This window comes from Xylanibacter brevis ATCC 19188 (assembly GCF_000621725.1).
Classification (GTDB): domain Bacteria; phylum Bacteroidota; class Bacteroidia; order Bacteroidales; family Bacteroidaceae; genus Prevotella; species Prevotella brevis.
In genome coordinates this window covers 108,439-121,257 of sequence record NZ_JHXM01000008.1, presented here as the reverse complement: position 1 = coordinate 121,257, position 12,819 = coordinate 108,439, and the positions used below count along the sequence as shown (strand labels likewise).

The window sequence follows — 12,819 nt, the reverse complement described above, 5'->3', positions numbered from 1 at the left end:
TATGGAAAGAAGTAAGGAAATCTATAGAGTCACACTCATCGGAAGCGCTGTCAATGTTCTGCTACTGCTATTCAAGTTTATAGCAGGCATCTTGGGACATAGTGCAGCTATGATAGCCGATGCTGTACATTCTCTATCCGACTTTCTTACCGATATCATCGTTCTTATTTTCGTCAGAATCAGCTGCCTACCTCAAGACAAGTCGCATGATTATGGGCACGGTAAATACGAGACATTGGCGATGACGATAATAGGAATTGCTTTGCTAATGGTGGCAGCTGGCATCATGTATAGTGGTGTTACCAAGATTATAGCGTGGACCAATGGGGCGTGCTTGAAAGCGCCTGGCCTGCTAGCGCTTTGGGCAGCACTCATTTCTATCATTTTGAAGGAAGCCGTTTACCAATATTCCATGATAAAAGCAAGAAAACTGCAATCACAAGCAGTAGAAGCCAATGCGTGGCATCATCGCAGCGATGCTCTATCATCGATTGGAACAGCCATCGGTATCGGGGGAGCTATATACTTAGGACAAGAATGGACGGTATTAGATCCTCTGGCTTCTGTCATCGTTGGCGCGTTTATCTTGAAAATATCTATTGAGTTGTTACGTGATAGCATCGGTGACCTGATGGAGCATTCTCTTCCAGATTCCGTAGAAAACGAAATTATACAACTGGCAGAATCTATTCCTGGTGTATCTTCTCCTCATGATTTGCGAACGCGACGCATAGGAAATCACTATGCCATTGAGTTTCATATTCTTATGGATGGAGATATGCCTCTGCGCAAAGCTCACGATAAAGCTTCGGAAGTAGAAGAGTTACTACGCAATCGCTATGGACAAGAAACTCACATAGCGGTGCACGTTGAACCCAAATAACGATTGTATTCCCCTTCAATTTAAGCTGAACAGTCGCCCAATTCTAGCCGTCTTGCAGGCTTAAAGAAGAGCCTTCTGAAACCAAGACAAGAACTCTTGCTTTAGCTCTAGACTTTAGATAACATATTTCTAGACTCTAGAACAAATAGATCCAGACTCTAGAACGAGAACTTCCAGACTCTGGAATACGCAATTCTAGAGTCTGGAAGCGAACCAATAGTGCCAGTTTTACGCGATTAAACAATAACTATTGAACATCAATTACAATGCTTTTGCAATGCAAAACCAATGCTATTAAATGTTCCCATCGACTTCATCGCTTGGCAATGACAAGAATATTCCAATCGCCTATGCTCACTTGCAACCGAACGGACGCGATAATGGCCGATGGCCGATGGTCAATAATCAACGACCAATCACTCTTTTGTTGAAAGCTTAAGCACAACAGGTTTCATACCTGCAGCCTGCGCTTTAAGTGTAATAACACCAGCCTCGCGAGTTGAACGAAGTATAACGGTACAAGAGCCATTGAACAGACGACGATGATTGTCAACATGTAGTTCATCTGAGTTGATGTCACCATTAACAACACCTACTATCTGCGCATTTCCATCTACTGTAAAAGTCACATCTTCATTTGTTGTCTGCACGAGGCGACCTTTTGCGTCAAGAGCAGTAATACGAATATGTTGCAGATCTATGCCATCGGCCTTCCAGTTGTTATTATCCGATTCAGCCTTTAGTCTAACAGGAGCTTTTGTCGTTTCTATCTGGTGTCGAGCAACAATTTTTCCTTTAGTACGGGCAATGGCTTCCAACTTACCAGGCTGATAAACAATATCGTTCCAACGAATTTGGTTACGCATCTTGGCATTCTTTACATCATTTTTCTTCACGCCAAGACTCTTGCCGTTCAAAAGCAGTTCTACCTCATCGGCATTGGTATAAGTTACCAGCGAAAGATGTTGTCCTGCAATACGGTTCCAGTGGTCGCTCAAACCATCATTACCCGTCTGCACACCATTCCACATCTGATCACCTTTTTTCTCTATCACTCCGATATGAACCACAGGCTCGTCAGGACAGAAGAAACTCTTCATGTAGTAAGCCTTGGGTTTGGGATTCAGCTCCAAATCGAAAACGCCCTGGCTCCATCCTTTGGCAGGCCACCCCTGACTCTCGCCTAAGTAATCGATAGCGCCCCAATAAGCCAAACCGATGACCTTCTCACGATCCATCTCGAAATAGTTCTGTCCCATAGCCGAAACGGATGCCTCGCTCTGATAGAACTTCATCCATGGGAAACGACGTCCGTCACCAGGGAAATACATATACCTATAATTATATGCCTGAACGTCGGTCTTCATGGCCAGGTCACAAGGTAGAGAATCTGTCGCCCAGTTGCGATAGCGGGGATGCATAGCTACAGTCACAAGACGAGTACTATCGTAGCGCAGCACCAATGTTTTCATCAGTTGATACATGGTGACACCAAAATCATTAAAGGGCTGATTTGGATCTTGCTGAAGCTCATTGCCTAAGCTCCACAGCACTACACTGGGAGAGTTGCGATCACGTTTCACCCATTCCGGCACATCATGCTGCCATAGCTCTTCGAAAGCCACTCGACCGCCTGTATGCTGGCGTGTCCATTTGTCATAGAGCTCATCTACAACCAAGATGCCATACTTGTCACAAAGTTCAATAAACTCGCGACTATAGGGATTGTGAGAAGTACGAATATGATTGATACCATATTTCTTCATCAGTTGAATACGCTTCTCTATGGCGCGAGGATAGGCGGCAGCGCCCAAAGCGCCTAGTGAATGATGGTTAGCATAACCCTTTAGAAGAACCTTCTTACCATTTAGTTTCAAACCATGCTCGGGCGTAATCTCGATAGTACGAAATCCGAAATGTTCGCTATAAGAATCTAGCACATCTCCCTTGGCATTGTGCAACACGACCTCTACTGTATAGAGATTAGGATGTTCGCAATCCCACAACTCTGCATTGGCAATCTCCACTTCGGCTATTTTCTGTTCTACAAAACGTGTGGGTGTATTACGCTTAATTTCCGTTTTACCACTGTACACGCAGTTGCCCTTAGGATCCTTTATAACAACATCAATCGGCAGTACCTTCTCCTTACCCATCATTGCCACCTCTGCATAGATGGTGGAGAAGCGGTTGTCATGCGTTACGATTCGCAAAGGATTGCGTTGTAAAAAGGCCTCTTTTGCAGTGCTAATCAGGCGCACTTGTCGGAACAATCCGCCACCCGTGTACCAGCGCGAGCTGAAGGGATCGCGTGTATCGGCTTTAACAGCAATCACATTATCCTGATTAAACTTCAGTTTATTGGTGATATCAATTTCAAATCCTACATAGCCATAGTTCGTTCCACCTATATACTCGCCATTTAAGAAAACATCACCAACATACATAATACCGCCAAAATCGAGCAGTATCCTGCGATTTTTCAAGGAGTCATTAGGCGTGAGATGATAGCGATACCAGGCAGTTCCCATCTCCTTGAAGCCGCGACTCGATAGTCGGCTCTTAATATTGGCTGCAGGATCGTCGTTATCGGCCTTTTCATCTGCTGAAGGTGCCACCCAAGGCTGTTCAATCTGAAAGTCATGAGGGACGTTGATAATACGCCATTGACTATCATCAAACTGGGCGGAAGAAGCACCAGGAACATCGCCCGACATAAAGCGCCAACCGAAATCAAGACTGGATGAAATACGACGTTGTGCCACAGATGATAACGTAAATAATAAAGCTGCTGCGCAGAAAAGAAGTTTTCTCATTGTTTATTTTAAGTAGTCAGTTATTTATTTCGAAGACAAAGGTACATATTTTTTTTAGAAAAGGTACACTATTTCTAAATTATTTAGTAACTTTGCAGCCAGAAACAAGACATCGGGGCCGTATTGGTTCGATCGGGATACTCATCAAATAACATTGAAACTCGGGATGTCTTCTCTTGTCAATGGCGGGCCATTAACCAAGCTTTTTTCGAAATGCCGATGGATTACAAAGACGGAGAGCGCCCTTATCTTTTAACAAAGGAGTTTTCATCACATCACCCTTACGGCCCCATTTTTATTTTTAAGAAAGGACAATAAGCAATATGTTCTCAGGAATTATCGAAGAATTCGCCACTGTCGTAGCCATTGAACACGACAGGGAAAATATTGATTTCACACTCACTTGTTCTTTTACTAACGAGTTGAGCATCGACCAAAGTGTAGCTCATAATGGCGTATGTCTGACGGTAGTAAAAATTGATGGCAACAACTATGTGGTTACTGCCATGAAAGAGACCCTCGATCGCACCAACTTGGGATTGCTGAAGGTGGGTGACAAGGTAAACGTAGAACGTTCAATGATTATGAATGGCCGACTTGACGGTCATATCGTTCAGGGACACGTGGACCAAACGGCCACTTGCATCAACATGGAAGATGCTGATGGTTCTACCTATTTCACATTCGACTATCCTGAAAACCGCGAAATGGCCCTTCATGGCTATTTTACAGTAGATAAGGGTTCGGTAACAGTCAACGGTGTTTCGCTGACGGTTTGCAATCCTACGTCACATTCATTCCAGGTGGCAATCATTCCTTACACATTGGAACATACCAATTTCCAGGATATTAAGATAGGCAGCGTTGTCAATCTTGAATTTGATATTTTGGGTAAGTATATTGCCCGTCTCAATGAACTAAAACAAAAATAAAATAATTATGCTTACACTGAAACTCATTACTGAGGAAACCGAGCGCGTGATTCGCGGTTTGGAGAAAAAACATTTCAAGGGAGCCAAAGAAGCTATCGATCAGGTTCTGGCTGTTGACAAGCAGCGTCGCGAGGCCCAACAGGAGCTCGACAAGAATCTGTCGGAAGCAAAAAAGATGGCTGCACAGATTGGTGGATTGATGAAGGAAGGCAAGAAAGCTGAAGCTGATACCATCAAAGAGCAGGTTTCTAAGATGAAAGAAACCAATAAGCAACTGGAAGAAACTATGAATCAGGCTCAGGAAGAGATGACTCGCCTGCTTTGCCAGATTCCTAACATACCTTACGATGAAGTACCTGAGGGTGCTGCTGCCGAGGACAACCGCGTGGTAAAGAGCAACCTCAAGGAGTGCACTGCCAACGACACTGTTGGCAACTGGGACGTCAACCCATCGCTGGGCATCGCCAATCCCCTGCCCCACTGGGAACTGGCTAAGAAATACAACCTCATCGACTTCGATTTGGGTGTAAAAATTACAGGTGCCGGCTTCCCCGTTTACATCGGCAAAGGTGCTCGTCTGCAGCGTGCACTCATCAATTTCTTCCTCGATGAGGCTCGCAAGAGTGGTTACACCGAGATTATGCCTCCTACAGTAGTAAATGCAGCTTCTGGCTACGGCACAGGACAGCTGCCCGACAAAGAAGGCCAGATGTACCACTGTGAAGTTGACGACTTCTATCTCATCCCCACTGCCGAGGTACCCGTCACAAACATCTACCGCGACGTGATTCTCGACGAGAAAGATCTGCCTATCAAGAACTGCGCATACACCGAGTGTTTCCGTCGCGAGGCAGGTTCTTATGGTAAGGACGTTCGCGGTTTGAACCGTCTGCACGAGTTCTCTAAGATTGAGATTGTACGCATCGACAAGCCCGAGCACTCAAAGGAGAGCCACAAAGAGATGCTGGCTCATGTAGAGGGTCTGCTCCAGAAATTGGAACTGCCCTATCGTATCTTGTTGCTCTGCGGTGGCGACCAGTCGTTCACATCGTCTATCTGCTACGACTTCGAGGTTTACTCTGAGGCTCAGGGCCGCTGGCTCGAGGTATCGTCAGTTTCCAACTTCGACACCTATCAGGCCAACCGCTTGAAGTGCCGTTATCGCAACAGCGAGACAAAGAAGACCGAACTCTGTCACACGCTGAACGGCTCGGCCTTGGCTCTGCCACGCATCGTAGCTGCATTGCTTGAGAACAATCAGACCGAAAACGGCATCAAGATTCCTGCTGCACTCGTACCTTATATGGGATGCGATATAATTGATTAGTTATAATCAACATATCAAAAAGAAAGATGCAAGCAAAACTATTTGTTTGCATCTTTTTTTGCGAAAAAGCGTGGCCAATTAAAAACAAATTGTTATCTTTGCATTCAAAATTCAAACAAATTGAAGCTAACGAATTAATGCAATGAACAAAATCGTCAGAAAAGAGCAATTCTCAGAGAAAGTTTTTCTCTTCGAGATTGAAGCTCCGCTAATTGCGAAGAGCCGCAAAGCCGGTAACTTCGTAATCGTACGCGTAGGCAAGAATGGTGAGCGCATGCCACTGACCATCGCAGGTGCAAACATTGACAAGGGTACCATTACGCTGGTAGTTCAGATGGTGGGTCTTTCATCTAAGAAACTCTGTGCCCTCAACGTGGGTGACTATGTAACGGATGTTGTTGGTCCATTAGGCAATCCTACCAAGATTGAGAACTATGGCACAGTGGTATGTGCTGGTGGTGGTCTCGGTGTAGCTCCAATGCTCCCAATCATCCAGGCGCTCAAGGCTGCAGGCAATCGCGTTCTTTCTGTGATGGCCGGACGTTCTAAAGACTTAATTATATTAGAAGATAAGGTACGTGAGAGTTCTGACGAAGTCATCATTATGACCGACGATGGTAGCTATGGCGAGAAAGGCGTAGTGACCGTTGGTATAGAGAAATTCATTGAGCAGGAACATGTGGACAAGATATTTGCCATTGGTCCTCCAATCATGATGAAGTTCTCAAACTTAACAGCTCAAAAGCATAACATTCCCTGCGAAGTATCGCTCAACACCATCATGGTTGACGGTACGGGTATGTGTGGTGCCTGCCGTCTCACCATCGGTGGCAAGACTAAGTTCGTGTGCATCGATGGTCCCGAATTTGACGGAGCACTCGTCGATTGGGACGAGATGTTCAAGCGTATGGGCACCTTTAAAAAAGAAGAACAAGAGGAACTGGCTCACTATGAGGAGCACTTAGATTCCTCTGAGTCCCCTAAGTTAGGGGACGACAGGGGTCTGAACAAGGGAAAGTCTGACGCAGGTTCAGACCCCCAACCCCCTAACTTAGGGGGCTCAGATTCCATTGAGGTACTCACCGATCGTAACGCTTCTTGGCGCAAGGAGTTACAGCAAAGCATGAAACCAAAAGAGCGCACACAGATAGAGCGCGTGGTGATGCCCGAACTTGATCCCGTTTATCGTGCCACCACTCGCACTGAGGAAGTGAACATCGGCCTTACCAAAGAGATGGCGATGCTGGAGGCTAAACGCTGTCTTGACTGTGCCAAACCTAGTTGTGTAGAGGGATGTCCTGTTAACATCAACATACCATCGTTTATCAAGAACATCGAGCGAGGACAGTTCTTAGCAGCCGCCAAAGTACTGAAAAACACGTCTGCCCTACCCGCTGTCTGCGGACGCGTTTGTCCACAAGAGAAGCAGTGTGAGAGCAAATGTATCCATCTAAAGATGAACTCAAAGCCTGTTGCTATTGGCTATTTGGAGCGCTTTGCTGCCGACTACGAACGCGAAAGCGGCAACATCAGCTTGCCCGAGATAGCACCTGCCAACGGCATAAAGATTGCCGTTGTAGGTTCTGGTCCTGCCGGACTGAGCTTTGCAGGCGACATGGTGAAAAAAGGATACGATGTTTACGTATTTGAAGCGCTTCATGAGATTGGTGGTGTATTGAAATATGGTATTCCTGAATTCCGCTTGCCCAACAAGATTGTAGATGTGGAAATCGAAAACCTGGCTAAGATGGGTGTTCATTTCCAGACCGACGTCATCGTTGGAAAAACCATCAGCGTGGAACAACTGGAGACACAAGGCTTTAAGGGTATCTTTGTAGGTTCTGGTGCTGGTCTGCCCAACTTCATGAATATCCCTGGCGAGAATTCTATCAACATCATGTCAAGCAACGAGTATCTCACTCGCGTAAACCTGATGGACGCAGCCAATCCTAAGACCGACACGCCGCTGAATCCTGCCAAGAGTGTGCTCGTAGTGGGTGGTGGTAACACCGCTATGGACTCTTGCCGTACAGCCAAGCGTCTGGGGGCAGATGTCACATTGGTTTATCGCCGTTCAGAAGTTGAAATGCCTGCCCGCCTTGAGGAGGTTAAGCACGCCAAGGAAGAGGGCATCAAGTTCCTTACTTTGCATAATCCTATCGAATATATTGCCGATGAGCAGGGTGCAGTTAAGCAGGCTGTGCTACAGGTAATGGAACTGGGTGAGCCTGATGCATCAGGTCGTCGTAGTCCTGTTCCTGTTGAGGGCAAGACGGTTACCCTTGATGTCGATCAGGTTATTGTGGCCGTTGGTGTATCTCCCAACCCACTCGTACCGAAATCAATCGTAGGACTTGAACTGGGAAGAAAGAACACTATCGCTGTTTCAGAAGAGATGCAGTCTTCACGCAAAGAAATATTTGCGGGTGGCGATATCGTGCGTGGTGGTGCTACCGTGATTCTTGCTATGGGTGACGGCCGTCGTGCTGCTCAGAACATGGACGCATATTTACAAAGTAAATAATGATAAGCAACAAGTAATTAAACAATAGTAAAGAGTGAAAAGTGGAAAAACTCCCGGTTGAATGCATTCCGGAAAAAGGTTTTCACTTTTCACTCTTCTTATAACCTTAAATTATGAACGGATTTTACACAATTATTTTGCTTATATTGAGCAATGTATTTATGACGCTGGCTTGGTATGGGCATTTAAAACTTCAGGAAACAGGCGTCAGCAGTAACTGGCCACTCATCGGCGTTATCATCTTCTCGTGGGGCATTGCTTTCCTTGAATATTGTTGTCAGGTACCTGCCAATCGTATGGGCTTCATTGGCAATGGCGGTCCCTTTTCTTTAGTACAGTTGAAAGTAGTTCAAGAATGTATCTCATTAGCAGTCTTTGCTATCATAGCCAACATACTATTTCAAGGCGACCACTTGCATTGGAACCATATTCTGGCCTTCCTTCTCATTATCTGTGCTGTCTATCTGGTTTTTATGAAGTAAAGGGTTCATGCGAACAGAATTAGAACTATTAGAAAAACGATTAAAGGATCGATTCGTAAAGGCGTTTGCAACCTATCATTTAATCAACGACGACGATCATATCCTTGTGGCCCTTTCGGGTGGCAAGGATTCCCTTTGCTTGTTGGAATTATTGGCTAAACGAGCCAGAATACAACATCCACGATTTGCGGTTGAAGCCGTTCATGTGAGAATGGAGAATATAAAATATGAGACGTCAACTGATTACCTGCAGAAATTCTGTGATGAACTTGGTGTCAAACTGCACGTATGCACCACTCGATTTGAAATAGGTGATGCGACAGAAACAAACATCAAGAAACAAAAGCAGCCTTGTTTTCTTTGTTCATGGTATCGCCGCAAGAAAATCTTTGATTTGGCACAGGAGCTGGGATGCAACAAAATAGCCTTAGGCCACCATCAGGACGACATATTACACACGGCACTCATGAATCTATTCTACGAAGGACGATTTGGAACGATGCCTGCACTATTGCAAATGAAGAAGATGCCTCTGCAAATCATACGCCCCCTCTGTCTTATCAAAGAATCGGACATTCAGCGCTATGCTGAGCTGCGAGGTTATCAGAAGCAAATCAAACTATGTCCCTTCGAGCACGAGAGCAATCGAACAAATATCAAGCATCTATACGACAAAGTGGAGCAAATGAATCCTGAAACACGCCATAGCCTTTGGAACGCACTTGTAAGAGAAGGAAAACTAATTGAAAATTCTTAAATTCAGTTAATAATCCATTCTCTTTATATCCTTGTATGGTTTTAATTTGTACCTTTGTTTATTAAAACGAGGATTAGAGATGAAAAGATATATAACAATTCTATTTATTCTAGGCCTACTGATGCCTTTTAGTGTTTATGCACAGAAGAAAAAGTCAAAGAAAAACACTAAGAAGCCCGTAGTTGAAATTGTACAAGAAGATTCACGCATAGCCCAGATGCTGGAAGCCACTCAAAAAATTATGTTCATCGACAGTTTGGTGGTTGACTCTGCCGACTTTATGCGTTTCATCCCTATTGCCAAAGATTGTGGAACATTGGTACAAAACAATAATCTAGGGCAGTTTACCAATGAATTAAAAGACTTTCGACTGACGACTGTTTTTGATGCCAAAGACTCGATTTCACATATTTGCGTGAGCGATTATATTGGCAACACCTGGACCACTCCTGTAGCAGCTAAAGGCATCAATAAAGAGGCATCAGCCAACTACCCTTTTATGATGCCCGATGGCACCACCCTTTATTTCTCACAGAAGGGTGCTAATAGTCTTGGAGGCTACGACATCTTTGTGACTCGTTACGACGGTAGTGAAGGTACATTTCTGAAACCCGAAAACCTTGGTATGCCTTTTGCATCTACCGCTAATGATTATTTCTTTGCCATCGACGAGTTCAATAATTTGGGATATTTCGTCACCGATCGTCATCAGCCCCAAGGTAAAGTATGCATCTACGTGTTCATACCTAATGAAACACGACAAGTATATCAATCGGAGGCTTACTCCGAAACTGAACTCCGCGCTTTGGCAGATATCAACTGCATTGCCAAAACATGGGATAACTCCAACCTGCGAAAGACTGCACTCAATCGCTATCGCGAAGCACGACAGACGGCAAATGTCACACGTCAAAAAGTGATTAGCGAGTTCTCATCCGAACTCGACGACCTACGACATCAGGCAGAAGTGCTCAATAAGGCACTACGTATGGCACGCAATTACTACGCTCGAGCTAATAAAAGCGAACGACAGACACTGCGCTCCGAGATTCTTAAAAGCGAACAAGAGTTAGAACAGTTGCAACTGGAAATTCGCAAAAAGGAAAAAGCGGAACAGAACGACACCTTACTACAATAAAAACATAAATACTAATCACTATGGAAAAGAAGAAATTTGCACCTTCAGAACTCATCATCAATGCCGATGGTTCATGCTTCCATTTGCACCTAAAGCCAGAACAGCTGGCCGACAAAGTAATATTGGTGGGCGACCCTGCCCGTGTAGATACCGTAGCGGCCCATTTCGACTCCAAGGAGTGCGAGGTAAGTAGTCGTGAGTTCCACACCATCACTGGTACATATAAGGGCAAGCGCATCACCGTGCAGAGCCACGGTATTGGTTGCGACAACATTGATATCGTGGTCAACGAGCTCGACACGCTTGCTAACATCGATTATAACACACGCGAAGAACGCGACGAACATCGCACACTCACCATGGTGCGCATCGGCACCTGTGGCGGTCTGCAACCCTTCACACCCACCGGATGTTTTGTCGCCTCAGTCAAGAGCATCGGTTTCGATGGTCTATTAAATTTCTATGCTGGACGCAATGTCGTTTGTGACATTCCAATGGAAAAAGCATTCCGTGAACACATGCAATGGGACCCCATCAAGGGTGCACCCTACGTAGCCATAGCCGACGCTGAGCTTATCAATCAGATTGCACAAGACGATATGGTGCGTGGCTACACCGTGGCATGCGGTGGTTTCTACGGTCCTCAGGGACGCCAGCTTCGTGCCGACATTGCCGATCCACAACAAAACGAGAAAATTGAAAGTTTCGAGTACGAAGGTATGCACATTTGCAATTTCGAGATGGAATCCAGTGCCCTAGCAGGCCTCGCCTCGCTGCTTGGACATCGAGCAATGACTTGTTGCATGGTCATTGCCAACCGCTACGCAAAAGAAATGAACACAGAATATAAGAATTCAATAGACACACTCATTCAGAAAGTACTGGATAGAGTTTAATCATATATAAACGGATAACTAAATAATGACTTCATTTGAAAGCGATTACAACAACGGGGCACATCCTTTAGTGCTCCGTCGTCTTATTGAGACTAACGACAACAGCAGTTCTTCTTATGGCTCTGATATTTGGAGCCAACAGGCTCGCGAAAAAATACGCAGAGCCTGCGAAACGCCAGATGCTGACATATTCTTCTTGGTTGGCGGCACGCAAACCAATGCCACTGTTATTGATGGCATGCTGACTGGCTACGAAGGCGTAATTGCTGTTGAGTCTGGCCATATCAACGTACACGAATCGGGTGCTGTCGAAGCATTTGGACATAAGGTTATCACCCTCCCTGCTCATGATGGCAAAATGACAGCCGAAGACCTTCGTGCTTTCCACGAACGATTCTTTGCCGATTCGTCTTACGAACATATGGTAATACCAGGCATTGTCTATATTACAATGCCTACCGAACTGGGCACCATATACAAAGCCTCTGAGATAGAAGCCATTTACAACCTCTGCCAGGAGTACCAGCTACCATTATTCATTGATGGTGCTCGCTTGGGTTATGGACTTATGTCAGATGAATGCGATTTCAACCTGCCCTGGCTAGCACACCACTGCGATGTATTCTATATTGGTGGTACTAAGCAAGGTGCACTTTGTGGCGAGGCTGTTGTTTTCCCACATCATAATGCCCCACGCCATTTCTTTAACATCATCAAGCAGCATGGAGCACTTTTAGCCAAGAGTCGTTTGGCAGGTGTACAGTTCGATGCACTCTTTACTGACAATTTGTATTTCGAACTATCCAAGCACGCCATCCAGAAAGCCATGCAGCTTCGTCAACTGTTCTCCAAAGCAGGCATTGACATCAAGGACTCTCCTACCAACCAACAATTTGTCGTTCTTTCAAACGACCAAAAGCAACAGCTCATGTCTCATGTACTTTTCGAGACATGGGAGCCCGTCGATGCCAATCACGCACTCTGCCGTTTCGTCACTAGTTGGGCTACCACCGATGAAGACATGCAAACGCTTGAGAATGCCCTCCATTCACTTAAATAGCATT

General features: G+C 45.3%; 10 protein-coding genes. 9 read left to right on the top strand and 1 reads right to left on the bottom strand.

Annotated features, from left to right (window positions below; all coding sequences use genetic code 11):
- The first annotated feature begins 1 nt into the window (after position 1).
- Complete coding sequence (locus tag T433_RS0105555; RefSeq protein ID WP_044109292.1) at positions 2-883, top strand: cation diffusion facilitator family transporter; 882 nt, start codon at positions 2-4, stop codon at positions 881-883.
- Between the two features lie 416 nt (positions 884-1,299).
- Here T433_RS0105555 and T433_RS0105550 read toward each other — a convergent pair whose 3' ends face one another.
- Positions 1,300-3,699: a glycoside hydrolase family 2 TIM barrel-domain containing protein gene (locus tag T433_RS0105550; RefSeq protein WP_027455163.1), complete on the bottom strand. Its 2,400-nt coding sequence runs from the start codon at positions 3,697-3,699 to the stop codon at positions 1,300-1,302.
- 323 nt (positions 3,700-4,022) lie between these two features.
- On the opposite strand from T433_RS0105550, the gene T433_RS0105545 reads away from it, so the two are divergent.
- The 8 genes from T433_RS0105545 to T433_RS16435 all read left to right on the top strand — a co-directional run bounded on the left by T433_RS0105545 (position 4,023) and on the right by T433_RS16435 (position 12,815).
- Positions 4,023-4,631 (top strand): riboflavin synthase, encoded by a 609-nt coding sequence (locus T433_RS0105545; RefSeq protein ID WP_027450398.1) that lies wholly within the window; start codon positions 4,023-4,025, stop codon positions 4,629-4,631.
- A gap of 7 nt (positions 4,632-4,638) precedes the next feature.
- The gene (serS, locus tag T433_RS0105540; protein ID WP_027450399.1) at positions 4,639-5,958 is read left to right on the top strand and encodes a serine--tRNA ligase; all 1,320 of its coding nucleotides are present in this window, start codon (positions 4,639-4,641) and stop codon (positions 5,956-5,958) included.
- A 142-nt stretch (positions 5,959-6,100) separates the two neighbouring features.
- On the top strand, positions 6,101-8,482 hold the full coding sequence (locus tag T433_RS0105535) for a bifunctional dihydroorotate dehydrogenase B NAD binding subunit/NADPH-dependent glutamate synthase (RefSeq protein ID WP_027450400.1): 2,382 nt from the start codon (positions 6,101-6,103) through the stop codon (positions 8,480-8,482).
- A gap of 113 nt (positions 8,483-8,595) precedes the next feature.
- Positions 8,596-8,964, top strand: coding sequence for a DMT family protein (locus T433_RS0105530; protein WP_027450401.1), 369 nt, complete (start codon positions 8,596-8,598; stop codon positions 8,962-8,964).
- 7 nt (positions 8,965-8,971) lie between these two features.
- A complete protein-coding gene (locus T433_RS0105525) occupies positions 8,972-9,721 on the top strand; it encodes a tRNA 2-thiocytidine biosynthesis TtcA family protein (RefSeq protein WP_027455162.1) in 750 nt (249 codons plus the stop codon).
- A gap of 241 nt (positions 9,722-9,962) precedes the next feature.
- Complete coding sequence (locus tag T433_RS0105520; RefSeq protein ID WP_155808392.1) at positions 9,963-10,859, top strand: hypothetical protein; 897 nt, start codon at positions 9,963-9,965, stop codon at positions 10,857-10,859.
- Between the two features lie 20 nt (positions 10,860-10,879).
- Positions 10,880-11,755 carry a nucleoside phosphorylase gene (locus tag T433_RS0105515; protein WP_027455160.1) on the top strand — a complete coding sequence of 292 codons (876 nt, stop codon included), beginning with the start codon at positions 10,880-10,882 and terminating at the stop codon, positions 11,753-11,755.
- A gap of 25 nt (positions 11,756-11,780) precedes the next feature.
- A complete protein-coding gene (locus T433_RS16435; protein ID WP_027455159.1) occupies positions 11,781-12,815 on the top strand; it encodes a threonine aldolase family protein in 1,035 nt (344 codons plus the stop codon).
- The last annotated feature ends 4 nt before the right edge of the window (positions 12,816-12,819 follow it).